This window comes from Gemmata palustris, assembly GCF_017939745.1.
Classification (GTDB): Bacteria; Planctomycetota; Planctomycetia; order Gemmatales; family Gemmataceae; genus Gemmata; species Gemmata palustris.
This window is the reverse complement of the sequence record NZ_JAGKQQ010000001.1, coordinates 3621793-3645982: the sequence shown is the minus strand read 5'-3', so window position 1 is coordinate 3645982 and position 24190 is coordinate 3621793. Positions and strand designations below refer to the sequence as shown.

22 protein-coding genes are annotated in these 24190 nt (G+C 64.9%); 6 read left to right on the top strand and 16 right to left on the bottom strand.

Annotated features, from left to right (window positions below; all coding sequences use genetic code 11):
- Positions 1-25: 25 nt before the first annotated feature.
- Complete coding sequence (gene rpsG, locus J8F10_RS14965; RefSeq protein WP_210654833.1) at positions 26-502, top strand: 30S ribosomal protein S7; 477 nt, start codon at positions 26-28, stop codon at positions 500-502.
- A gap of 133 nt (positions 503-635) precedes the next feature.
- On the top strand, positions 636-2753 hold the full coding sequence (locus J8F10_RS14960) for an elongation factor G (RefSeq protein WP_210654831.1): 2118 nt from the start codon (positions 636-638) through the stop codon (positions 2751-2753).
- Positions 2754-2952: 199 nt separating this feature from the next.
- Here the strand turns inward: J8F10_RS14960 and J8F10_RS14955 are convergent, their stop codons facing one another.
- Positions 2953-3714, bottom strand: coding sequence for a class I SAM-dependent methyltransferase (locus tag J8F10_RS14955; RefSeq protein WP_210654829.1), 762 nt, complete (start codon positions 3712-3714; stop codon positions 2953-2955).
- A 102-nt stretch (positions 3715-3816) separates the two neighbouring features.
- Here J8F10_RS14955 and J8F10_RS40330 point away from each other — a divergent pair, with 102 nt between their 5' ends.
- The gene (locus tag J8F10_RS40330) at positions 3817-5172 is read left to right on the top strand and encodes an enolase C-terminal domain-like protein (protein WP_210654827.1); all 1356 of its coding nucleotides are present in this window, start codon (positions 3817-3819) and stop codon (positions 5170-5172) included.
- 6 nt (positions 5173-5178) lie between these two features.
- Here J8F10_RS40330 and J8F10_RS14945 read toward each other — a convergent pair whose 3' ends face one another.
- From J8F10_RS14945 to J8F10_RS14930, 4 genes are all read right to left on the bottom strand, one after another.
- Positions 5179-5799 (bottom strand): DUF1559 domain-containing protein, encoded by a 621-nt coding sequence (locus J8F10_RS14945; protein ID WP_261363189.1) that lies wholly within the window; start codon positions 5797-5799, stop codon positions 5179-5181.
- A 12-nt stretch (positions 5800-5811) separates the two neighbouring features.
- On the bottom strand, positions 5812-5943 hold the full coding sequence (locus J8F10_RS14940) for a twin-arginine translocation signal domain-containing protein (protein ID WP_210654823.1): 132 nt from the start codon (positions 5941-5943) through the stop codon (positions 5812-5814).
- A gap of 199 nt (positions 5944-6142) precedes the next feature.
- Complete coding sequence (locus tag J8F10_RS14935; RefSeq protein ID WP_210662345.1) at positions 6143-6808, bottom strand: hypothetical protein; 666 nt, start codon at positions 6806-6808, stop codon at positions 6143-6145.
- Between the two features lie 120 nt (positions 6809-6928).
- Complete coding sequence (locus J8F10_RS14930) at positions 6929-7246, bottom strand: hypothetical protein (RefSeq protein ID WP_210654821.1); 318 nt, start codon at positions 7244-7246, stop codon at positions 6929-6931.
- A 246-nt stretch (positions 7247-7492) separates the two neighbouring features.
- On the opposite strand from J8F10_RS14930, the gene J8F10_RS14925 reads away from it, so the two are divergent.
- Positions 7493-8815, top strand: a complete 1323-nt coding sequence (locus J8F10_RS14925; RefSeq protein ID WP_210654818.1) for a glutamate--cysteine ligase — start codon at positions 7493-7495, stop codon at positions 8813-8815.
- A gap of 369 nt (positions 8816-9184) precedes the next feature.
- Here the strand turns inward: J8F10_RS14925 and J8F10_RS14920 are convergent, their stop codons facing one another.
- The 4 genes from J8F10_RS14920 to J8F10_RS14905 form a co-directional block, all read right to left on the bottom strand.
- Positions 9185-9634: a transposase gene (locus J8F10_RS14920; protein ID WP_210654816.1), complete on the bottom strand. Its 450-nt coding sequence runs from the start codon at positions 9632-9634 to the stop codon at positions 9185-9187.
- 84 nt (positions 9635-9718) lie between these two features.
- The gene (locus tag J8F10_RS14915; protein WP_210654814.1) at positions 9719-10939 is read right to left on the bottom strand and encodes a Gfo/Idh/MocA family protein; all 1221 of its coding nucleotides are present in this window, start codon (positions 10937-10939) and stop codon (positions 9719-9721) included.
- A gap of 437 nt (positions 10940-11376) precedes the next feature.
- A complete protein-coding gene (locus J8F10_RS14910) occupies positions 11377-11583 on the bottom strand; it encodes a hypothetical protein (protein ID WP_210654812.1) in 207 nt (68 codons plus the stop codon).
- 63 nt (positions 11584-11646) lie between these two features.
- The gene (locus tag J8F10_RS14905) at positions 11647-12558 is read right to left on the bottom strand and encodes an FAD:protein FMN transferase (RefSeq protein ID WP_210654809.1); all 912 of its coding nucleotides are present in this window, start codon (positions 12556-12558) and stop codon (positions 11647-11649) included.
- Positions 12559-12874: 316 nt separating this feature from the next.
- On the opposite strand from J8F10_RS14905, the gene J8F10_RS14900 reads away from it, so the two are divergent.
- Both J8F10_RS14900 and J8F10_RS14895 read left to right on the top strand, forming a co-directional pair.
- Positions 12875-14002 (top strand): formylglycine-generating enzyme family protein, encoded by a 1128-nt coding sequence (locus J8F10_RS14900; RefSeq protein ID WP_210654807.1) that lies wholly within the window; start codon positions 12875-12877, stop codon positions 14000-14002.
- Between the two features lie 137 nt (positions 14003-14139).
- Positions 14140-15447, top strand: a complete 1308-nt coding sequence (locus tag J8F10_RS14895; protein ID WP_210654805.1) for a Gfo/Idh/MocA family protein — start codon at positions 14140-14142, stop codon at positions 15445-15447.
- A 233-nt stretch (positions 15448-15680) separates the two neighbouring features.
- Here the strand turns inward: J8F10_RS14895 and J8F10_RS14890 are convergent, their stop codons facing one another.
- From J8F10_RS14890 to J8F10_RS14860, 7 genes are all read right to left on the bottom strand, one after another.
- Complete coding sequence (locus J8F10_RS14890) at positions 15681-16559, bottom strand: sugar phosphate isomerase/epimerase family protein (protein ID WP_210654803.1); 879 nt, start codon at positions 16557-16559, stop codon at positions 15681-15683.
- Between the two features lie 192 nt (positions 16560-16751).
- The gene (locus tag J8F10_RS14885; RefSeq protein WP_052559687.1) at positions 16752-17243 is read right to left on the bottom strand and encodes a 6-pyruvoyl trahydropterin synthase family protein; all 492 of its coding nucleotides are present in this window, start codon (positions 17241-17243) and stop codon (positions 16752-16754) included.
- Between the two features lie 2 nt (positions 17244-17245).
- Positions 17246-18136, bottom strand: coding sequence for a triphosphoribosyl-dephospho-CoA synthase (locus J8F10_RS14880; RefSeq protein WP_210654801.1), 891 nt, complete (start codon positions 18134-18136; stop codon positions 17246-17248).
- 7 nt (positions 18137-18143) lie between these two features.
- A complete protein-coding gene (locus tag J8F10_RS14875; protein WP_210654799.1) occupies positions 18144-18998 on the bottom strand; it encodes an ATP-grasp domain-containing protein in 855 nt (284 codons plus the stop codon).
- Positions 18995-19942 (bottom strand): methenyltetrahydromethanopterin cyclohydrolase, encoded by a 948-nt coding sequence (gene mch / locus J8F10_RS14870; protein WP_210654797.1) that lies wholly within the window; start codon positions 19940-19942, stop codon positions 18995-18997. Before mch ends, J8F10_RS14875 begins: the two co-directional genes overlap by 4 nt.
- On the bottom strand, positions 19939-21267 hold the full coding sequence (locus J8F10_RS14865; RefSeq protein ID WP_210654795.1) for an ATP-grasp domain-containing protein: 1329 nt from the start codon (positions 21265-21267) through the stop codon (positions 19939-19941). The genes mch and J8F10_RS14865 overlap by 4 nt, the downstream gene beginning before the upstream one ends.
- A gap of 2 nt (positions 21268-21269) precedes the next feature.
- Positions 21270-24014, bottom strand: a complete 2745-nt coding sequence (locus J8F10_RS14860; protein ID WP_210654793.1) for a fused MFS/spermidine synthase — start codon at positions 24012-24014, stop codon at positions 21270-21272.
- Between the last annotated feature and the right edge of the window lie 176 nt (positions 24015-24190).

Below are 24190 nucleotides of genomic sequence, written 5' to 3'. Positions count from 1 at the left end.
GACCCACCCTACAACTGAGAAGATAATGGGCTCCAAAACACGCACGGCCAGCTACGACAAACTCGCCCCGGACACCCGCTACGGGTCGCTCCTGTTGAGCAAGTTCATCAACTGCCTGATGCACGACGGCAAGAAGTCCGTCGCGACGCGGGTGGTCTACGACGCGCTCGACCAGATCAAGAAGCGCATGCCGGACGCCGACCCGATCCAGGTGTTCACCGAGGCCCTGGGTAACGTCAAGCCGTCGCTCGAGGTGCGCTCGCGGCGCGTCGGCGGGGCCAACTACCAGGTGCCGATGCAGGTGAAGCCGAAGCGGGCCGAGAGCCTCGCGATCCGTTGGATCCTGTCGGCGATCCGCGCGAAAGCGGGCCGCCCCACGCACCTGCGGCTCGCCGAAGAACTCATGGCCGCCTACCAGCGCCAGGGCGAAGCGATGAGCAAGCGCGAACAGACCATCAAGATGGCCGAAGCGAACAAGGCGTTCAGCCACTTCGCTTGGTAATCTGCGGGGCCAGCTATCAGTGGTCAGTGGACGGTGCCGCGAACCCGGTGCCGACCACTGACCACTTTCCTTTTGTCCGCTGTGGCTCCGTAAACTGAGAACTGGGCACTGAGAACCGAACACGGGTGCTGTCATGGCCAAAAATACGGGTGTTGACCTGACCCGCGTGCGGAACCTCGGGGTCATCGCGCACATCGACGCGGGCAAGACCACGACCACCGAGCACCTGCTGTACTACGCCGCCGCCAAACACAAACTCGGCGGCGTCGACGAGGGCACGACTGATACCGATTACGACCCCGAAGAACAGGCCCGCGGGATCACGATCTACTCCGCGTGCGTGCCGTTCGAGTGGGCCGGGCACACGATCAACCTCATCGACACCCCGGGACACGTCGACTTCACCGCGGAAGTCGAGCGCTCGCTCCGCGTGCTCGACGGCGCGGTGGTCGTGTTCGACGGTCAGAAGGGCGTCGAGGCGCAGTCCGAAACGGTGTGGCGCCAGGCGAACCGGTACGGCGTCCCGCGCATGGTGTTCGTCAACAAGATGGACGTCGTGGGCGCGAACTTCGCGCGCACGCTCGATTCCGTGCGCTCGCGGCTCACGCCGAACCCGGAAGAGCAGGGGCGGCCCGTTCCGATCATCATCCCCATCGGCTCGGGGGGCGCGGCCGACAGTCGCACGCCGTTCAGCGGGGTGATCGACCTCATCGAGATGAAGGCCAAGTTCTTCGACGCGGGCGATCTCGGGAAGACCGTGCGCGTGGCCGACATCCCGGAAGAGAACCTGGACGAGGCCCAGGAGTACCGCGAGCGCCTCTTCGACGCGCTCACCGCACACGACGACAAGGATCTCATCACCTCCGCGGTCCTCGACGGCAAGGACCCGGACCCGGTGAAGGTGCGGCAACTCGTCCGCGAGCAGTGCCTCGCGCGCACGATTTACCCCGTGCTCGCCGGGAGCGGGCGCGAGCACATCGGCATTCAGCCGCTGCTCGACGCGGTCACGCTCTACCTGCCGAGCCCGCTCGACCGGCCGGCCGTGGTCGGCACCGACCCGAAGGGCAAGGAGCAGAAGCGCAAGCCCGACCCGAAGGAGCCGTTCTGCGGGCTGGTGTTCAAGGCGTCCTGGCACCCGAACGGCAACCGGTTCTTCGTGCGCGTGTACTCCGGCGTGATGAAGCCGAACATGCGGGCGTACAACCCGGGCAAGGACATCAAGGAGAACGTCGCGAAGCTCTTCCACGTCCACGCGGACCCGGCCCGCGGGCTCGAAGAGGTCGAGAACGGACCGGCGGGCGACATCGTGTGCGTCGTGGGGCTGAAGGACACGGTCACGGGCGACACCCTGTGCGAGACCGCGCACCCGATTCTGCTCGAAGCGATCACGTTCGCGGAAGCCGTCGTGAGCCAGTCGATCGAGCCGGAGAGCGGCGCGGACAAGGACAAACTCGCGCTCGCGCTCGAAGTGCTGCAACTCGAGGACCCGACGTTCAAGCTGAAGGTGAACGAGGGGCAGACCGTGATGAGCGGGATGGGCACGCTCCACCTCGAAGTGAAGCGCCACCGGCTCGAGCGCGACTTCCGGCTCAAGGTACGGGCGTACCCGCCGCGCGTGAGCTTCCGCGAGATGCTGAAGGCCCCGCGGACGGTCGACGCGAAGGTCGAGAAGCTCGGCGACCGGCCCGCGTCCGCGGAACTGAAGGTGTCGTTCACCAACTTCAAGACCGACAAGCCGGTCGCGGTGTTCAACGTCGTGAACACGGACGCGAACCCGATCCCGGTGGCGTTCCTCGCGGCGGCAGAACGGGCGCTCTTCGATTCGCTCCAGACGGGCGAACTCGGGTACCCGATGGTGAACGCCCAGGCCCGGATGCTGGACGCGAAGTTCGATCCGCAACTGTCCACGGAAGACGCCTTCGTAGCGGCGGCGATCAAGGCGTACCGCGAAGCGACGCAGGGGAACGTGCAACTGCTCGAACCGATCATGAAGGTGACGGTGACGACGCCGAGCCAGTTCGTCGGCTCGATCCTCGGCGACCTCACGCGCCGCGGCGGGCAGATCGACGCCCAGGAGATGAGTCCCAATGGCGACATGGTGGAACTCATCGCCCGCGTTCCGCTGCGCGAACTGTTCACCTACGCGAACGAGGTGCGCAGTTTGAGTCAGGGCCGCGCCGCGATGGGCATGGAACCGCACAGCTACGAACCGGCCCCGGACGCGGTCCTGCGGCAACTGATGGGCGAGTAATCTCACGTCATACGACGTAGCGATCGTCTGCAACCGGTTACTGCTTGGTTGTGAGTAACTGTGGTTCTTGGTCTGGTGGCACAGGCCTCTGGCCTGTGTGAGCGCCTCCACAGGCCAGAGGCCTGTGCCACCAGCAAAAGCACAAATCCACAACACCTTCGAGAGAGGCGAACACCGATTTGCCGTCTCGCGTTTGCGCTCACTCCGGCCGCTCCGCAAGTAACAGCCAGCCGTAGGCCCGCAGCGCTCGGGGCCAGCCCGCGCGGCGCCCGTCGATGGTCAGCGGGAGGCCGTCGAGTGTGCGGAACCCCGCCTCCCACAACATCGTGACCGCCTCGCGCTTCATGAAGTGGTGCAGCGTGAGCGGCGCGCCGCCGTAGGCTTGCGACATTGAGATGTCGCCGGCGGACGGGCGCCCGAACAGTGTGCTAAAGAACTGCCCGCACACCCGGGATAGCCCCAGCCCGCGGAACCAGCGGTTGTGGACGTGCAGCACGAACCGGCCGCCGGGCTTCAGTGTGCGGAACACATTCGCCAGCACTTTTGCCCGGTTTTCTGAGCCGCGAACCATACCGAGCGTGCTGAACAGGCACGCCGCGAAATCGAACGACGCTTCGGGTAGCGCGGACAAATCGACGAGGTTCGCGTTCCGCCATTCCACGTTAACGTTCGCGGCTGTTGCGTTCACTCGGGCCTTCGCGAGCATTTCGTCCGATAAATCCACGCCGACGCAGTCGAACCCCTTCGCCGCGAAGTGCAAACACAGGCGCCCGGTGCCGCACCCCAAATCCACGAGCTTTCCGGGGGCGGGGAAGCTCCGCTCGCAGAACGCGACGTCCGCCGACGCGAGCGGCGAGGCGCGCATCTGCTCGTCGTAGTTCGCCACCATGTCGGCGGCGTGGAAGTAGTCCCACAATCCTCGGTCCACGCCCGGGGGAAGTTGCCACTCGGGAACACTCATTGGCCATTAGTCCTTTGTCCGCGGTCGGTCCGTGCGCATACTGAGCAATGTACCGGCCCCCCTCCCTCCGGTACACGGGACCAACGACGAAGGGCCAGTGACGTGCGCAGCACCGATATTCGTATCCGCGACGTGTACTTCGAGTACGAGGACTTCCGCTACCGCTCGCCGATCAAGTTCGGCGGCATCGCGCTCGACCGGGTGACGATTCTGAACGTGCGAATGGAGGTCGAGAGCGGGGCCGGGAAGACCGCCATCGGCTCCGGTTCGATGCCGCTCGGGAACGTGTGGGCGTTCCCGTCGCGCGTGCTCACCTACGACCAGACGCTCGGCGCGATGCGGTACCTGGCGTCGCGGGTCGCGGCCGATTACAAGCAGTGCGGGCTGAGCGGCCACCCGATCGACATCACGCACCGGCTGGAACCGGAACTGTTACTCGCGGGGAACGACTTCACCGCGCTGCACCAGTGGCCGGAACCGGTGCCGAAGCTCGCCGTGCTCGTCGTCGCGTCCACGTTCGATGCGGCCCTTCACGACGCTTACGGCAAGCTCCACGGGCTGAACTGCTTCCACACGTACAGTCGGGAGTTCCTGCCCAACGACCTCGATCACTACCTCGGCGCGGAGTTCGACAACCTGCACCTCAACGATTTCGTGACCCGAGAACCCAAGCCCGGGATGCCGCTGTACCACCTCGTCGGCGCGCTCGATCCCGTGACCCCCGCGGACGTGACGAACCCGGTCGGTGACGGGTTGCCCGAGCACCTCGGGGAGTGGATCGCGCGCGACGGGCTCACGCACCTGAAGATCAAGTTAAACGGTGACGATTTGCGGTGGGACGTGGATCGCGTAGCGGCCGTTCACCGCGTCGCGCAGGAGGTGCAGCGGAAGCGGGGCGTGTCGAAGTGGTGGTACTCGCTCGACTTCAACGAGCGGTGCAAGGACGTGAACTACCTGCTCGACTTCATCTTGCTCGCCAAGATCGGCATGAGCCAAGAGGGGTTTGAGCGCATCCAGTACATCGAGCAACCGACCGCGCGCGACCTCAAGGCGCACCCCGAGAACAAGATGCACGCCGTGGCGAAGGAAGTGCCCGTGGTGATTGACGAATCGCTGCTCGATCTCGAATCGTTGAAGCTCGCGATGGAGATGGGCTACACCGGCGTAGCGTTCAAGGCGTGCAAAGGTCAAACCCAGACGTTGTTGCTCGCCGCGGCTGCGCAGAAGTACGGGCTGTTCCGGTGCGTGCAAGACCTGACGTGCGTGGGGGCGTCGCTGATTCATTCCGCGAGCATCGCCGCACACATTCCGGGCGTGGCCGCGATCGAATCGAACGGGCGCCAGTATTGCCCCGCCGCGAACGAACCGTGGAAGTTGAAGTTCCCCGGGGTGTTCGCCATCAAGGACGGCGTAATGAACACCGCGATCCTCAACGGCCCGGGGCTGGGCGCGACGTGAGAACTGTTATTCCTTGCGCTCGCGGGCGCGCCCGTCGGGGATGACGGTCCAGTTTTCAGCGTCCCGCGCGATCGTCTCGCCCCCGTTTACGGTGAGGGCGGCCCGGAGTGCTTCGGGTGTGGTTTCTTTAGACAGACGAAGGATCGAGCCTTCGGTGGTGACGACCCCGGGCTTTTTGTACCAACTGCTCACGCCTTCGGGTGTGTCGACGCGGAAGTCCATCGTGTCGAAGGTGAGGTCGCGTGGTTCCATCCAGTGGACGCCGAGCCCGTTGTTCTCGGCGATCAGAATCGTTTGGCTCGTATCGTCTTTGATCTCCTCGCGCTTGCGCCCCTTCGTGCCCGGCCACATCGTATTCGTGCCCACGACCGCGAGGTAGTTCGTTGTTGTGGTCGGGAGTTTCGTGTCGTGGAACACGAGCGTTTTTGGTATTCGGAACGCGAGCTGACTGTTGTTCGGCCCGTTCCACGGCTCATTGAACCGGTACGACTCGAAGAGCCCGTTTTGCTCGATGTACGGCAAGATGAGGACGCGCCAACTGTGCCACGGTTTCTTGTCCGGGCCGAGCGTGTACGCAGGTGGGAAGTGCCCGTTCGCGTCTGTGTAGTTGGCGACCGCCAACCCCAGTTGCTTGAGGTTTCAAAGGTCCGACGTGCTGCGGGCGGCGTCCCGGACTTTCTGCACGGCGCGGACTAGTCCGTACCCGCCCGCGCCGAGGGCACCAGTGACCGATAGCCCGATGAACTGCCGGCGCGAGATCGGGAGCGACATTAGTTGACCCCTGGAGCGAACCCGGGGCCATTATCGCGTTTGTCGGATCGTCGGTCAATCCGTTGGGGCGGGTGATTCAGGGCGTTGGGTTGTGTTGAGAACTCCACCCGTTCGTTGACACGCGCGGTTCGCCTGGAACCTCTCGGCGAAGCGCGCGTGTCAACGAGCGGGTGGTTCCCGTCCCGGCCAGCGCTCACCCTTACTCAACGTCGAGGATCAGGTCCGGTACCCAGCACCCGGGCGCGTGCGCGCCCTCGTGCGGGTCGCGACAGTGCGAAAGGATCTGTTCGTCCTCGCACCCGGCGTCCTGGAGTGCGTCCGCCAGAATCGGCAGCACGCTGAAGTCGCCGAGTTGGGCGAGCCGCGCCAGTGCGAGTACGTCCTGTGTGCGCCACTCGGGGGCGAATGCGGGTGCGGTCTCGGATCGGGCGATTGCCGCCCGTGCCCAAACCCACTTCGCGGGGACGGGCGGAGCCGCTCCCCCGATCCCAAGTGCCCACTGAACGGCCCCGGCCGCGGTGTGTGCTCCCCGAGACGCTTCGCGCGCGTCGCCCGCCCGCAACCCCTCGAAGATGCTCCAGACGTCCGAAACGGCCCGTCGGCCGGCTTCCGTCGCGCCCGTTTCGGCCACGCGCAGTGCCGCCACGAGCGCGGAGAGCGGGGCGAGTCGGTTGCTGTAGGCGCGGCCGACGTCCAGCAACTTTCGCACGCGGTAGTCGGTGTACAGCCCGAGCGCGTGCCCCGCGCACCGGCACGCGATCGCCATTCGTTTGCGCTTGGTCGCGAGCGGGCCGTATTCGCACAGCGCGGTGTGCGCCTCTCGGTCGCCGGCCTTCCGGCCGGGTGTCGTTGGTGCGAGTAACATGTCAGCGCCTCCGTTCCCACACGCGGCGCGGGGCCGCAGTTGCGCGGGAAGAACCCGAGGATGGGAAAACCGGAACGGGCGCTCACGCGCCGCACCCCGGAAACGGGTTAACGGAAGGCTCTAACAGCGCAGACGTGCGCAAAGTGCGGCAACGGAGGTGTGGCGCGTGCTAACGTCGTCGCGGACAGAACGGGCGCCGTGGGCCGGGGCGGAACGCGCGGGACTGTTGCAATCGAGAGCGGGACGTTCGGTATTGAGGGCTTGGCGGCCCGTCGGCGCGGCGAGTTCGACCTCGCGGCCGTCGTCCTGGTCTTCGTTCGGGGCGGATTCTGAGGTGGTGTGCGCCAGCGGTTCCGGCGCGGTCAAAATGACCGACGGGACCAGGAGGACCAGAGCCAGCGCGATTTGCGCGAGGCGGTACAGCCAGGGAGAGGGCATATCTAATTATCGGCGCGCATATGTCTCATGTCTAATGGATTCGTTTGGAAATCGCCGATCTTGAGCCGGATCGCGAGAAACTTGGGTTACACGCGGGTTGCAGTAATGATTTTTAGAGCGAGCGGTACTTCGTGATTAGCCCGCACCGGCCCGCGACCTATGGTATCGGGTTGGTTTTACCGATCCCCGCTCGTATTTTTTGCTGTGGGGCTACCTCTCTCGGCCCCGCGGAGAGCCGATACTTCAATGAGTACGCACCTGCCAGGGACCGGCCTCGACGACAAGCCCGTCACTGAGAGCGACCTGATCGATTACTTCCGCGAGGGCGCGAAACCGCCTTCTGCGTGGCGCGTCGGTGCGGAATTCGAGAAGATCGCCGCCGATCGTTCGACCGGCCGGCAAATCGGCTTCGACGACGGCATCGAAACGGTTCTGCGCGCGCTCGCGGTCCTATTTTCCTGGGAACCGCATTACGAATCGGGGCGGCTCACGACGCTCACGCGCGGTCGATCTACAGTTTCCGTGGAACCCGGCGGGCAGCTCGAACTGTCCACCGCGCCCTCGGCACACCTCGCAGAATTGCGGTCGGAACTCGACACCCACTTGAACGAACTGCGGGCGGTGACCGACCCGGCGCGGGTCGCGTGGATCGCGAGCGGCGTCACGCCGGTCAGCACGGTGGCGGAGATCCCGCTGAACCCGCGCCCGCGGCACCGATTGATGGCGGAGTACCTGCCGACCCGGAGTGCGTTCGCGCTCCACATGATGAAGGCGACCGCGAGCACGCAGGTCACCTTTGATTACGCAGATGAAGCGGACGCCGGGCGCAAGTTCGCGCTGGCCCTCCGGCTCGGCCCCGTTGTGAACGCGCTGTTCGCGAACGCTCCGATGTTCGCGGGGCGGCACACGGAGTTCGTGTCGTACCGCGGGCACGTCTGGCACGGCATGGACCCGGACCGCAGTGGGCTCCTCACCAACCTGCTCGCGGGCGAAGTCACGTTCGCGCGCTGGGTGCAACTCGTTCTCGACGTGCCGCTCCTGCTGCTCACCAGCGGCGAATCGCTCCTCCCCGCGCCGGGCGTGACGTTCCGCACGTTCCTGAACCGCGGCATCGACGGCCGGTTCCCGACGCGGCACGACTGGGACGTTCACCTCTCGACGATGTTCACCGAAGCGCGCCTGAAGCGCTTCCTCGAGGTGCGCGGCGCGGACGCGACCCCGGCCCCGCTCGCGCTGGCGGTACCTGCGATCTGGAAGGGGCTGCTCTACGACGCGGACGCACTCGGCGCCGCGACCGAACTCGCGCGGCACTTCAAACCCGAAGAACTGCGCCCGCTTTCGGAACTGGCTTCGCGCGCGGGATTGCGTGCGGAATACCGCGGGAAGCCGCTGACGGACTGGTGCCGCGAAATCGTGGCGATCGCGGACGCGGGTCTGAAGCACCAGGGCGAGGACGCAACGTTCCTCGACCCGCTCCGCGCGGTGCTCGCGTCCGGGCGCTCGCCGGGCGACGTGTGGCCGAAGGGTGGCGCGCCCGAGGTGCTCGCCGCGTGCGAATATGGGGGGTGATGGCCCGAACCCGTTGGGGAACCGGATGCCTCGGCCCCGAACCCAGGGCGTTGCCCCGTCCGTCGCGCCCGGGGGACCGCCCAAACCTGTGTGTGTGATATCCCCGCCCGTATCCCAGGGCGTTGCCCTGGGCTGGGGAATCCCACCCCGTTGGGGTGAATTATCGGGCAGGCCGAAGGCCTGCGATTCCCCAGCCCAGGGCAACGCCCTGGGTACGGGCGGGGACATCGCCTCGGGGATGCGGGGCCGGGAACAACGCCCTGGGTTCCGGGCCGGGCACCACACACGGATTTGGGCGAGGTGCGGGCAATGCCCCGGAACACGGGGGCAACGCCCTGGTTTTCGTGTGGGTTGGCGCCACAAACAATATCAATCCCAGACGGCCCGTTCGTCACATTCCTCGCCGGCGCGGTGGAGCAGGCCGCGGAATTCGTCCTGGAATGGCTGCTCGGCGTGGTGCTGCGGCTGGTTCGCGATGTACGCGGAGACCCGCGGCACGTTCTGCGGGCTGACCGAGAACGCGCCGTAACCGTTCTGCCAGTAGAAGTTGCTCGGTCCACCGTTCTCCTTGGCCCACTTCGATGATTGCTTCTTGAGTTCCTCGACCGCTTTGCACAGCGCGACCGTTTTGTGCAGCGCGAACAGAATGTGAACGTGGTCCGCGATCCCGCCCGCGATGATCGCCGGGCAGTCGATCCCGTTCGCCGCGCCGATCAGGTACGCGAACATCGCCGGGTACAGGTCGCCGGTGATGAGCGGTTCGCGGTACTTCGTGCTGAACACCAGGTGAATCAGGTTGCGGGCGACGGATTGCGACACAGCGTTGGTCCTCGCGGGAACCTGGAACCCAGAGCGTTGCCCTGGGCTGAGGAATCGCAGACCTACGCCCTGCATTGGAGGGCGTTATTCGTCCTTCCACACCGCGATTTGCCCGCTGCGCACGGATTGGTTCGCGAGGTGGGCGGCGCTCGCCGCGCTCACGCCCGCTTCCGCGGGGCAGGCCACCCTCTTTGACCGGTCGCGGATGCACTCGATCCAGTTCGCTAAGTGGAGCAGTTCGCCGTCTGGTTTGTCGTAGAAGTCCAAACCCTTGCGCGGATCAGTCCCGAGGACCAGTGCCGACGGCTCGGGTTTCTTCTTGTCGCGGTCCGGGATGATCTCGTAGCGTCCGCGGTCGAGGTACAGAGTGCCTTCGGTGCCCATGAATTCGCACATCGAACCGTTGCGGTTGTTGCTGAACGTCCCCTCGAAGTACACCTGCGCCTCTTGCTTCGGGTAGCGCAGAAGTGTTTGCACCGTGTCCGGCGTTTCCCACACGTTCTTCGCCGCGAACCAGTCGCCCACGCTCGCGGCTGACGCCGGGTGATCGAGGTCCAGGAACCAGTGGACCACGTCGATCCAGTGAACCATCAGGTCGGTGAAGATCCCGCCACCGAAGTCCCAGAACCAGCGCCACTGGCGGAACTTGTAAGCGTCGAAGTCCTGGGCCTTTGCTGCGCCCAGGAACCGCTTCCAGTCCACCTTGCCGGCGTCGAGCGGGTCTTTGCCGCGCTGGAAGCGGTTCGCGTTGCGGTTCCAGGTGCAGTGGACCTTGTGGACCTTCCCGATCGTACCGGCCTTTAGCAACTTGTAGGCTTCCAGAATGTGCGTCATGCTCCGCTGCTGCGTCCCGACTTGCACCACGCGATTGTTATCGTTTTGAGCCGCGATCACGGCTTTGCCTTCAGACAAATCGTGCGTGAGGGGTTTCTCAACATACACGTCCTTGCCGGCCTTGCACGCATCCACCGTGAGCGGGACGTGCCAGTGATCCGGGGTGGCGATCAGCACCGCGTCCACGTCCTTGCGCGCGAGCAGTTCTTCGTGCTTCTTCGTGGCGAACGCTTTCGGGTCGGCGAGTTTCCGGGCCGCGTCGAGGTTGTCGTCGAACACGTCGCACACGGCAGTGATCTTCACGTTCGGCAGCGCGGGGAAGGACTTCAGCAAGTGCTTGCAGCGCCCGCCGACCCCGATCAGCCCGACCTGGAGCGTGTCGTTCGCGGCGAACCCGCGCGAGCCTTCGACGAGCAGGCCGGCGGTGGCGAGAGCGGAAGAGGTGAGGAACGTGCGGCGGTTAGAAGACATCGGCGCAACCTCAGTGGGGAGAAGGTGCCCCCACAATACGCCGCGTCGTGTGCCGGGAAAAGAAAAACCCCCGCGGGCAGGCCGCGGGGGCTCGGATGAAGGCGACCCATCCGTTGAATGGGGAGAATAATCTGTCTCACTTATAGGAAGACAAATCCCTGAATGAAATCGGGCAAAACAAATCCGAAGTTCGGCACTCCGGGCGGTGATTCGCTGGCAGGCGAGTCAGCAAATAGTAGCTACTTCCTTCTTACTTCTCGATCTGTCGAATAGTTTCACGCACTTTCATTTTCGCTGGAAAAGACGGATCAAACTATTCGATTGTGAAGGAGAAATGAGATCGCAGCAGAAGTGTTTTCTAATGTGTCGCGGCGCCCGCGGATTTCCGTTTTTGGCGGATTGTTGATTCGCGCGGGCTTATCGCTCAACTGTGTAGCTCAGAAGCCGAACTTCTTTTTGAGTGCGTCTGCGGCCCCCGCGAGCGGATTCCCACCGTCCCCGCCGCCGGACAACAATCCCTGGAGTTGCTCGCCGACGACCGGCACTTTGTTCTTCACGAATTCCACCACGCTGTTCACGGCGGCTTTCGCCTGTTCCGGGTTGATGCCGGCCTTTTCGCTCACGGTCTTGATGAGTTCGTCCACGGCAGACCTCCAGATGTGTGGCTACTACCAGCACCGGTGCCGAATGCACCGGCGGATGATCGCTTACTCTTTGGGGAACCGTTTGCTCGCGGTCGCGACGGGCTTCTCGTCCTTGTCCAGCACCACGATGTAGGTCGCGGCGCCGGGGGTCTCTTCGACGAGTTTCAGAGCCTGCTCGGGTGGGAGCACGCTCACGGCTTTGGTCATGCTATCCGCCGCGGTGCCGTTGGGCGCAATTACTGTCACGCTGCGCCGACCCGTGAGCCCCAAGCCGGTCTTCGGGTCGAGCACGTGCGAGTAGCGCACGCCGCCGATTTCGACGAACTGTTCCAGGTCGCCTGATGTGGAGACGGCCGCGTTCGCGAGCTTAAGTGGGCGCGGTTTTTGGCTCTTCGCGATGGGGGCGATGTCCACCTTCCACCCGTCTTCGCCCGGCGGCGGATCACCGCACGCGATGTCACCATACGCGGCAACGAGAGCCTGTTTGATGCCGAACTTGTCGCGGAGCAGTTTCAGGGCTTCGTCGGCCGCATAACCCTTCGCGATGCCGCCGAGGTCGAGCTGCATTCCCGGTATCAGGAGCTGCACGGTCTGTTTCGTCGCGTCCAGTTTCACCTTCATGTAGCCGACTTTGTCGCGTGCGGTGGCGAACTCCTTCGGGTCGGGTAATTGCTGCGTGCGCCGGGCGAGCCGCCAGAGTTGCACCACTGGCCCCACCGTCACGTCGAACGCACCGCCGGACTTCTTCGACAACTCGTCCGCCTTGCGCAGCACGAAGAACAGATCGTCGCCGACCTTCACCGGGGCGCTGACTTCCGTTGCGAACGTCTTGCACAGAAGCATGAGTTCGCTGTCTTTTTTGTAGTCGCTCATGATGCCGTCGAGTTCGCCCACTCGCGCGAACGCGGCGTCCGACGCTTTCTTGGCCGCATCTTTGTCGGGCGCGTACAGCACGATGCGGAACGTTGTGCCCATGTGCTTCGACTCGAACTCGAAGCGGAGGGGGGCAGCAGAACCTAACCCCCCAACCCCCTTCCCTAGAAAGGAAGGGGGGGCAGATCCGAAAACCGCCGCTGATTGTTTTGTGTCTGCTGCATTTGGTTCTGTTCCCCCTTCCTTCTTAGGGAAGGGGGTTAGGGGGTTAGGTTCTGCTACTGCCCCCACCGCGCCGGAAAGGGGTTGGGGGAGGGCGGCCGCCGTCATAAGATGGCACAGTATAGCGCCCGCTACGCAGTAGTTCATTTTCAACCCAATCGTTGACAGTAACTCTCTCTTCGGAGAATCTAGCAGAATGCCGCTCCGAAACACCTTCGCCGTTGTGCTCTGTGCCGCGGTCCCATTGTTCGCGGTCGCCACCGCACCGGACGAGAAATCCGCGAACAAACCGGCAGACAAGGCACCCGAAACTCCCAAGCCGGCCAAACTGGAGCCGAAGAAGAACTTCGTCGAGAAGACGAAGGGCTTCAAGACCGTCGTGGACGACCCCGACAGCGAGCCGCCGAAGACGCACCGGGAAGACCTGAAGGCGCAGTTCGAGATGGTCTGGGTTCCGGGCGGCGAGTTCACGATGGGTAGCCCCGACGCCGAAGTCGGGCGCGAGGCGCTCGAAGGCCCGCGCCACAAGGTGAAGGTCAACGGGTTCTGGATGGCGAAGGTCGAGTGCGGCTGGGACGAGTACGACACCTTCTGGTACGACGAAAACTACCTGAAAGCCGACGACACCGCGGCGAAGAAATTCGGGCCGGACGCGATCACGCGGCCGACCAACGCCTTCGTCGACGCGACTTACGGCCACGTGCGCGAGGGGCACCCGGCCCTCTGCATGACGCACCACGCCGCGATGATGTATTGCGAGTGGCTCCGCAAAAAGACGGGCCGCGCGTACCGCCTGCCGACCGAAGCGGAGTGGGAGTACGCGGCCCGCGCCGGGAAGGACGATGCGTACAGCTTCGGCACCGACCCGAAGGGCCTCGGCGAGTACGCCTGGTACAAGGACAACTCGGCCACCGACGCGAAGCCGGCCGGCACCACCCACAAGAGCGGCACCAAGAAGCCGAACGCCTTCGGCCTGTACGACATGCACGGGAGCGTGTGGGAATGGACCCTCGATCAGTACGATGAGAAGGCCTACGAGAAGGGCGCGAAGAACCCGCTCAGCCTGCGCCCGGTGACGGTGCCAACCGACGAGAAGTGGTCGCACGTCGTTCGCGGGGGCTCGTGGGCGGACAAAGCCGACCGGTGCCGCAGCGCGGCGCGCCGGGTGTCGGACAAGAGTTGGATGAAGTGGGACCCCCAGGAACCGCAGAGCATCTGGTGGCTCACGCGGATGGACGTGATCGGGTTCCGCGTCGTGCTCGCAGAGGAAGAGCAGCCCGAACTCGCCGACCTGAAGCCCAAAGTCATCAAGAAGTCCGAGTAAATTTCTTGCGGCGAGCGCGAACGCGCCCGCCGATACTGAAAGCACCGTTGATGCCATTTTTCGTGGGGCGGGCTGCCCGCCCCACAATGCCTTTCCCGGCGGTGGGCGCTGCCCACCCTACTCAAGAGGCTCTCCCCATGTCGAATCGTCGTGACTTCCTGAAAGCGACCGCCGCGGTGGGCGGGGTCGCAGCAGCCAGCAGTTTCGCGAGCGCGTTCGCCGGCGGCGGCGACACGATCAAGGTCGGTCTCGTCGGGTGCGGCGGGCGCGGGATGGGGGCCGTCAAGGACATCCTGAACGCCGAAGAGAAGATCAACGGCTCCGCCGGGAAGGTCGAAATCGTCGCGGTCGCGGACGTATTCAAGAACAAGTCCGAGAACGCGGTCAAGACGTTCACCAACGAGAAGAGCAAGGACTACGGCCGGTTCACGAAGAACGTGAAGCTCACGCCGGACACCACGTTCAGTGGGCTGGACGCCTATCAGAAGCTCCTCGCGACCGACGTGAACCTCGTCATCCTCGCCACGCCCCCGGGCTTCCGCCCGTACCACCTCGAAGCCGCGGTGAAGTCCGGCAAGAACATCTTCTGCGAGAAGCCGGTCGCGGTGGACGCCACGGGCGCCCGCAAGTGCTACGAGTTGGTGGAAGAATCGAAGAAGAAGAACATCGCGATCGTGGCCGGGACGCAGCGCCGGCACCAGAAGGGCTACATCGAGACCCTGAAGCAGGTCCGCGACGGCGCGATCGGCGACATCCTCTCCGCCCGGTGCTCGTGGAACGGCAACGAGCCGTGGTTCCACAAGCGCCCGGAGGGCATGGCGGACAGCACGTACCAGCTCTACAACTGGTACCACTACCTGTGGCTGTGCGGCGATCACATCGTCGAACAGCACGTCCACAACCTGGACGTCATCAACTGGGCGATGGGCGGTCCCCCGGTCCGGGCGGTCGGGTTCGGCGGGCGCGCGGTCCGGCACCCCGGTGCCCCGAAGGACGCGGGCCAGATCTGGGACCACTTCGCGGTCGAGTACGAGTACAAGAACGGCGTGCGGCTCTCGAGCTACTGCCGGCACCTCCCCGGCGACGACGACGTGTCCGAGACGCTGTACGGCTCGAAGGGCACGTGCTACACGCGCGACGGGTACTACGAGATCAACAAGAAGCCGTCCGGCTCGGACAACATCTCGGCCTACGTGCAGGAGCACATCGACCTGCTCAACAGCATCCGCGCCGGCGCCCCGCTGAACGAACTGAAGAACGTGACCGACTCCACGTTCACCGCGATCTTCGGCCGTAACGCTTGCTACGGCTGCAAGACGTTGAACTGGGAAGACGCACTCGCGTCGTCGGAAGACACGATGCCGAAGGACTACGCGCTCGACAAGCCGCTGGACGCGACCCGCGCCCCGGTCCCGGGCACGTGGAAGCTTCCTCCCCGAGCGTGAGCTCCGCAGCATTAACGCAATAAAGCCCTGAAGGGGCGGCAGAACCTCTCTTGAAAGGTGTTCTGCCGCCCCTTCAGGGCTTTGTCCGCTGGAGAATCGCACAGGGCTTCCGCCCTGTGCTACGTCAGAACGGCCCCTCCGGGGCGAAGACTAGTACATTCAATGCCTTTCACGCCGCGGAGCGGCCGGCGTTCGTAGCACAGGGCGGAAGCCCTGTGCGCTCTTGTGCTAGATCAAAGACCCAGGACTTTGTCCATTTGCGCGGAGACCTTCTTGAGGTGCTCCTCGCCGCCCCCGCCGACCTCGGACGTGGCCCAGCCGTTGTAGCCGATCTCGGCGAGCGCCTTCAGGATCTCGGGCCAGTCCTCGTCGCCCTCGCCGATCGCGACCCACTGCTTGGTCTTGCTGTAGCCCTTGAAGTCGAACTTGAGCATCCGCTTACCGAGCTTCCGAATCCAGTCCGCGGACGGGACGCCGTACTTGACCATGTTCGAGCAGTCGAAGTACGCGCCGACGAACTCGCTCTTGAAGTCGTCGACGTACTGAACGAGCTGCTCGGGCTTCGTGATGAAGTTGTTCCACACGACCTCGATCGCGATCTTCACCTTCAGCTTTTCGGCGAGCGGCAGCACCTTCCGCACTTCGGCCTGGGAGCGCTCGTAGCACTGCTCGTAGTTCACCTCTTTGTTGACCACGCCGGGCACGAGCAGCACCGTGTCCGCGCCGACGGTCTTCGCGTCTTCGAGCGCGCCCTTGAGCGCTTCCAGCCCCTTCGCGCGGACCTTCTCGTCCGGGCTGGAGAGCGTGTCGGTCCAGTGGACCGAGTCGATGACGCCGTGGACCGCGACGCCGGTGTCCTTGCTCGCTTTCACCAGTTCGTCGAGCTTGGTCGTTCCCGGGCTGTCGATTTCTACCCCCAGGAACCCGCACTTCTTGGCGAGTTCGAGCCGCTCCTGGTGCGTCCCCTTGAGCTGAATCATGCCGTACTTCACGGCCTTTTTCAGTTTCGGCTTCTTCTGCTCGGCCGAGAAGAGGTACGACCCGGTGACCGCGGTGGCGGTCACGGCCGCGGTGGTGTGCAAGAAATCACGGCGCCCGAGTGGACGGTTCATAATAGTGGTCCCGTACCAAGGTTTGCGGCGTCCGTTCCGTGTCTCTCCGTCGCGAGTAAATGGAGACGTCCCGGCGCTCCGCACCGGTTGGCCGAATTGTGACGGTTGCAAGAGCGTTCCGCAAGCGCCAGGTTAGAGAAATTAGGTTGGTGCCAATCCGGGTGGTTTAGGTGAAGCCGCCGGGGGCCGGGTTCACGCACGCCACTCGACCGTTGCGGACTGCCCGGGGGCCTCTTCGACCTCGACCCGCAGCACTTCCGGCGTGAAGTTCTCGTTGGTTCGGAGTGATTCCCAGAGGCGCCCGGCGATGTATCGCGCGAGCAGTTCGGCGGTAGTGTTCTCGATGGGGAGCAGGATACAGTCGCCGCGCGGGAACTGCCACTCGCGGTCCTCGTATTTCACGCGCACGCACCGGGGCGTGTCGTCGACCGCGATGACCGGGTTGCGCGTGGCGAGTAGCATGTGGTGATCGAGTTCGTCGGTAATTTCCTTCGTGCGCTTTTTGAGGGCGATGAAGTCGAAGACGTAGTAGTCCTCTTGCAGCACCCCCTCGACCTCCACCGCGGTGCGATAGTTGTGGCCGTGGAGCCGCTCGCACTGGTGCCCGCGGTAGCTGATGAAGTGCCCGCAGCAGAACGTCAGGTGGTCTTTCGTAACGCGGACTTTGAAGCGCTCGCTCGGCATGATTACAACCAATCCGGAACGTGCCACCGGAACGGGGCGGAGGGAGTCACCTTATTCTCCCGCAACGCGACGAACAGGCACGCCGTAATCAGGTCGGCCGTTGTGCCGGGGTTCAGCTTATTGCCGTCGCTGCGCAAGTGCTTGTCGAGGGCCACCCCCACAGCGCGCCCCTCCGGGGTGGCGATCCCACCCACACGCAGCACTTCTGCCGCCCGCTTTTGCACGTCTTCGGCGACCGCGGGGCCGTTTTTACGTGCGATCAGCGAATCCGGGTACTGCGCGAGCCACCGCAGTTGCGAATCGATGATGGCCTCTTCGACGCTGCCGAACCGCGCGAGCGCGTCCAGGAACGCGGGCACGCCGAAGTCGAACACGTCCGCGAAGTCGTTCGCGTACTGCCGCGCGACCATGTCGCGGTCCGCGGCCAGTTTCATCGCTTCGAGCAGCGTGACCGTGGGCTCGTCGCGGACGTCTTGTTCGGGCGCGTCGCCCAATCCACCGGGCTTCGCGATGCGGATGGCCTCGTAGACGTGTCGCGCATCTTCGATCGAGAGTTTCGCGAGAACCCGCGCGAGTTCCGCGCGCCCCGCCGGTACGTGTGTCGCTTCCCAGGTCGATGCCAGCGGCGCGAGGAGGAGAATGATCCCCAAGTTGGTGTTGGTCCCAACGGCTTCGCGCACGTGCCTTACGGCGAAATTGATCGTCTCCCCGACGCACCGGGTGCTCGGAGCGTTTCCAAAAACACCCATGATCGCGCCGGCGGACAGGACGAAATCGAGGTAGCTCGTATCGGCGAAATCCGCGAACCGGTGGACGTTACCAATCTTCCGGCTGGTGGCCTCCCAGACGCAGGCCGTGTGAACGGAAATTTCTATCCGTGTGCGGTCGTACACGCCCATCTCACGTGCCCTCCGCCAGGAACCGCACGACTTCCTTCGCGACGTCCACCCCGCACGTCGGCGCGAGGGCCTTCCAGCCGGGGACCGCGTTCACTTCAATCACGAACATTTCGCCGTTGGGACCGGGGAGTAAATCCACGCCCGCGATCGGGCAACCAACCACTTCCGCCGCACGCAGCGCGAGCGCCGTATCGCTGGCGCTCAGCACGACCGGTTCGGCGGTGCCGCCCTGGGCCACGTTCGTGCGCCAGTCGTTGACGGCCGTTCGGCGCATCGACGCGACCACGCGGTCGCCGATGACGAACGCGCGGAAGTCTCGCCCGGGGTGCCGGACGAACTGCTGAAGGTAAATCACCTGGCCCGTTTGTTCCAGCACGCGGAACGTGCGCCACGCGGTTTCGGGGTCGGTGATGCGACACATCCCGCGCCCCTCGGACCCGAACAGCGGTTTCAGCACCACGTCACCACCCAGGTCCGCGAAACAGGTCATCGCGTCGTCGCTCTTTTGGCACACGGCGGTGGGGGGAGTCGCGATGCCAGCGCGAGCGAGGCGGGCCGTCGTCAGGTACTTGTCCACACACACTTCTATCGCGCGCGGCGGGTTCAGTACGGGCATTCCGCGCGCTGCGGCCTCGTGTAACAGGTCCATCCGCAACACGACCTGCTCAAGCGACCCAGCCGGCATCGTGCGCACGAGTACCGCGTCGAACGTCGCGAGCGCATCGCTCGCGCAATTCACGCCCGCGGACAATCCGCGGAAGTCGAGGGGGCGCGCGTCGTGCCCGAGTTCGCCCGCAGCGCGCACGAGATCCTGAACGTGCCAGCCGGTTCCGCCGGAGAGGATGGCGATCTTCATTCGCTGTACCCGAACGACTTGCGCAACAGCTCGGGCTCGATTCGGCCGAACCGGTGACAGCGCCCGGTCTTCAGGTTTCGGAACTCGATCTCGGCGGGTGAGAACAATAGCGGATCGATCTTGTAGAAGTCGCCGTTGTAGCGCGCGAACACCTCCGCGAACGGGCTCCCGTGGTCCTTTGACGCGGACGAGGGCACTTTGGGGCCGATGTGTTCGAGCATCTCGTCGTCCGCTCGCACCCAGAGCACGACCTTCGCGCCGTAGAGAATCGCGTCGTTCGTGCGCCCGATGGCCTGAACGAAGTCGGTCGCGACCGGCGGGAGCGGGGCGATGCCGTACCCGCTGACGACCTGGTTCACGTCGAACTTCAGTTCGTGGAGCTTGTGCAGGGCCGTTTCAACCGATCGCGCGACGATCTGCGTCGTGCCCGCGATGCTGGTGGTGGGCGCAACGAGTAGCGTGAGGTGTTCCGCGACCAGCGGCAACTTCGCGACAATGGTCGCGATCACGTCCTCGGTCGGGTGCTTGTGCGTTTCCAGCACGCCGACCGCGAACGGGGATTCTTCCTTCGCCGAGATGTGTTGGAAGATTTCTTCGCGGGCCGCGAGTGCCCGCATCGGGCCGGACCCCATCGCGAAGAACTTGCCCGCGGTCACCTGCCAGCCCGCGTACTGTGACGCGAGACACGCACGCACCGGATCGTCCGTGGTCACCTGGACCGCGGGGCCACCGATCTCGGGCACCGGGTAGGGGACGTAGGCGACCTCGCCCGCGTCCGCGAGGCACGCCCGCGCGAGCAGCAACCCGGCCGCGAGGCTCCCTTGAACCGCGCCGCCGCAATCGATCACGCGCGCGCCAGCAACTTTCGTCACATGCACGCGCAGCCGGACGGCGTTGCGTTCGACTTCGTCGGCGATGAGTTGGGCGCGTTCGTTGAGTGTCATGGAGAGTGCTCCGCGAAGAGGCGATCGAGTTCCATCGCGCGTGATTGTAGCCGCTTGCGGACCTCGGCGGGTGTGCTTCCGGTCACAAAGAATGTGAGCACGGGCCAGCCCGTTTCGATTGCGCTGCCCGGTTCGGGGATGTCCGCGAAGCCCGGCACGCGCCAGGGATCGAACACGCCCGCGAGGTCCGCGTCCCACGACCCCCGGGGAGGGAACGTGATCGCGCGGGGGGCGTAGTAGATCGCTTTGCCGATGGTGGGCGAACCTACCCCCCCGTCCCCCCTCGCTCCTGGTGAGGGGGAACCCCCTGCGGGTTCCCCCTGCGGGTTCCCCCTGCTAGGGAAGGGAGAAAATCCAAGACAACCTACCCCCCCCGCCCCCCTCCCTAAAGGGAAGGGGGAGCAGGCACGCGATATCGCTATCGCTGTGCTTGAGTCTGTGTCGGCCGACAATTCTTTCTCCCCCTTCCCTTCAGGGAGGGGGGACGGGGGGGTAGGTTGTCTTTGTCTCTTCCCTTCAGGGAGGGGGGCCGGGGGGGTAGGTTGCCCCCACTCCAGCACCTCGACCGCGGCCGTGTAGCGCGGGTTCACTTCGAGTGGGAAGGGCACGGCCCCTGCAAGAATGAAGTCCAACCCCCAGGTGCCGCGTAACTCCATCTCAGTGGCGAGCACGTTACCGAGGCGCGCGATTACGCTTACCGCCTGCGAATCGATGGTGATCGGGCCGATATTCCCGCAATACGCGAATGGCGCCGCGTGCAGCCACGGTTCGCCGATGAGCTGCTGCGTGACGCCGATTAGTTCGCCGTCGGTGTAGATGGCAGATAGTGCCGGGCCGTCGATGAATTCCTGGAAGTAGTGGTGTGGTGATGAGGGTTCGCCCGGTTGGGCGAAGCGAATACCGAGCCCGCCGCCCGAGTGTAATGGCTTGCGGAGCCAGCGCCCTTCCGATGGACACGGTTCGCTGGATGGGATGAGTCGGGGTACCGCAAAGCCGGCCGCCGTGAGAGCCACGGACAGCGCGAACGGATCGCGGACGCGCGCGAGAACTTCGGGCGGGTTGCCCCAAAGTTCGCGCGTGCGTGCGATCTCCGCGACGATGTGCGGATGGTTTTCGAGGCCGCCGGTGTAGAGGACCGGGCCGGGCGGGAATTGCGCTGCGAGCTCCGGCAGCGCGTCGGGGTAGCGGTCGTGCGGGCAGACCGCGCACGCGGCGACGCGCTTCAGGTCGCGGTCGGCGAACTGATCGACCGCCCACGCGCGAAAACCGGCGCGGGCGAGCGAATGGACCGCAGACCGCGCACTCGCTCCGATGACGCCCACCACCGTCACCGTTCCACCGGCGTCTTGAGCCCGAAGAATTTGCGGACCGCTTGAAGCTCCGGGATCATCATCACCCGCATCACGTCGGCGAAGTCATCGGTCCACGCGGGCACGTCGGGGTTCAGTTCCACCGAGCGGAACCCGAACCCGGTTTCCTCTTGCAGCACGGTCATCGTCGTGGCGAACGCCGTGTGCTTGCGGACCAGGGCCGCGTACTGCTGCGACTGCGCATCGGTCCGCTTGTCGAGGTACTCGAGCACCACGTCCTGCTGCTTGAGCGGGGAGCGGTCGAGGATCGGGCCGAGTTCGGGATAGATGACCCGCAGGACGCGGACCAGTTGGGCGCCGCTCCCGTAGGTGTCGACCAGTTCCGCGAGCGGCGAGCCGATCCGGTCTCCCAGGTCTTCGGTCTTCCGGGCCAGGACCACCCAGCTCGAACCGGTCTTCCCCGGGCGCCCCTCCGCGTCGTCGGCCCACACCCGGGCCACGAGGTTGTGCTTCTCGGCGATCGCGGCGACGACCGGCTCCAACTTCACGTACTTGTTGGAGATGTGCAGCGCGAGGATGCCGTCGTCGGTGAGCCGGTCCAGGTACAGTTGCACGGCCTCGGTGGTCAGCAGGTGAACGGGGATCGAGTCCGAGCTGAACGCATCCACGAGCAACAGCGAATACTTACGGTCCACGTCCTCTTTCAATTTGAGCCGGGCGTCGCCGAGGCGGAAATCGAGCTCCGCGCCGCGGGTCCGCGCGTCCGTGACGTAGGTGAAGTATTCGTCCGTGTCCGCGACCAGGCGCTTCACGGCCGGGTCGATTTCGTAGAAGGTGAGCTTCTGACCCTTGACCGCGTAGCACGACACGCTGCCGGTGCCGAGCCCGACCATCGCGACGTGCGACCGGGCGTCGGCCCCGCCCTTGCGCGTGCGCAGTTCGCTGAATATCGCACCCACGGGGCCGGTACGGTGGTAGTACGTCAGCGGCTCTTCGCGCATGTTGAAGTTCGTGAGCGTCCCGGTCACCGCGATGTTGTTCCACGGGTCCAGCGTGGACATGAACAGCAAGTCTTTGGGGCGGTTGCTCAGCTTCTTGGCCTGGGTGCCGTGCAGCGTCGTGCCGTGGACGAGACGCAGGTACTCGAACCCGCCCCCGTAGATCGGCTTCCCGTCCGGGTCTTTGAAGGATGACTCAAAGTACGTCTCCTCCTTATCGATCTTCAGAATCCCGAAGAAGCTCCGCTCGGTGCGCACCACGTCGCGATTGTTCTCGCGGGCCACGCTGATGCCCAGGATCGCGCCCACGCAGAGCGCGAACCGCAGCGGGCGGTCCACGAAGAAGAAACAGACCATCACCGGGAGCGCGAACGAGAAGATGACGTGGATCGTGTTGTCGCTGATTTCCAGGGACCGGGCCAGGCCCCGGACGGCGTTGACATACGTCTGAAACCCGCCGGCCTTTTGCAACTGCCAGAACGCGAGCGCGACCAGCCCCGGGATCACGATGTCCAGTATGAGCCCCGTGCGCCGGGTGCTGTAATTCGGATCGCCCTCTTCTTCCGCGGCCAACCGCGGCACCATGAGGCACGAGACGATCAGAACGAGCTTGTACTCGTAGTCGTCGGTGAAGAGGATCGGCGCGAGGAGCGAGTTGAAGATGCCCCCGAGCACGCCCCCGAACGACATGACGAGGAAGTACGTCGTGAGGTGCTGCGGGCTCGGTCGGTCGCGTGCGAGCTCGTAGTGGCACATCAGGGCGGCAGCGAAGAACGTGAGCAGGTGCAACAGCAGGCTCAACCCCACGCCGGGGTTCACGCCCGAAATGAGCAGGAACACCAGCAGCAGGATCATCACCGGCGCGAGGTTCCCGATCAGGATGCGGAACCACGCGGGGACGCGGCTGAACGCGATAATGAACGTGACGAGGTACAGCGCGAGCGGGCCGACCCACAGGAGCGGGATGCTCGCGATGTCGGTCGTCATGTGGAACGTGACCCCGAGCATCAAACTACTCGGCACGAACGCCAGTGCGGTCCACTTCGCCATGCGCGCCCAACTCGGGGGCGGCTCGCCGGCGGCTCGCGCCGTAACGGGAGCGGCGGGTTTTTCAACGATTTTCGCGGTCGGGGGGACGCCGAGCGGGTTCGCGGCAGCCTTTCCGCAGAGCGCGATCAGCCCGGCGAGCGCGATGAACCCGACGGCCCAGAACCACGTCTGCGCGCCCTGCGCCATGTACGGCTCGATGAAGAACGGGTAGCCGAGCAGCGAGATCAGGCTGCCGAAGTTGCTCGCGGCGTAGAGAAAGTACGGGTCGCGCGCGGACGGGTGCCCGGTGTAGGTGAACCACTTCTGGAGCAGTGTCGCGGTCGTGGAGCAGACGAAGAACGGGATCCCGATCGCCACCGTGAGGATCGCCAGCACGCTCACGATCGGGCTGGACCCCTCGTTCGGCGCGAGCGCCTCGATCACGGCGATCGGGGTGTGTTTGGAGCTGAACAGGGCGGCGAGCACGAACGCGATCACGGGGAGCGCGAGCACCACGAGGTGGATCGCCCACTGCTCGCTCGTGCTGGTGCGCCGGGTGAGGCGGTCGGCGTACAGGTAGCCCAGGAGCAGGAGCGCCTGGAAGAACACCATGCACCCGTTCCACACCGCCGGGCTGCCGCCCAGGAGCGGCAGAACGGCCTTGGCGACCATCGGCTGGACCATGAACAATAGCGACGCGCTCACGAACATCGTGACGGCGAACAACAGCGGCACGGGTGCAACTCCGGGAGCGGGCGCGAGTACGCGAGGCGGATTCCTCGAAGTGTATCGAACCCCCGAACGTGCGAGTAGTTTCGAGAAGTGAGAAGCCGCGATTGGGGGCGAGGTCACTCCACCCGCTCGTGAACACTCGCGGTTCGCCAAGAGACTTGGGCGAACGGCCGGTGTGA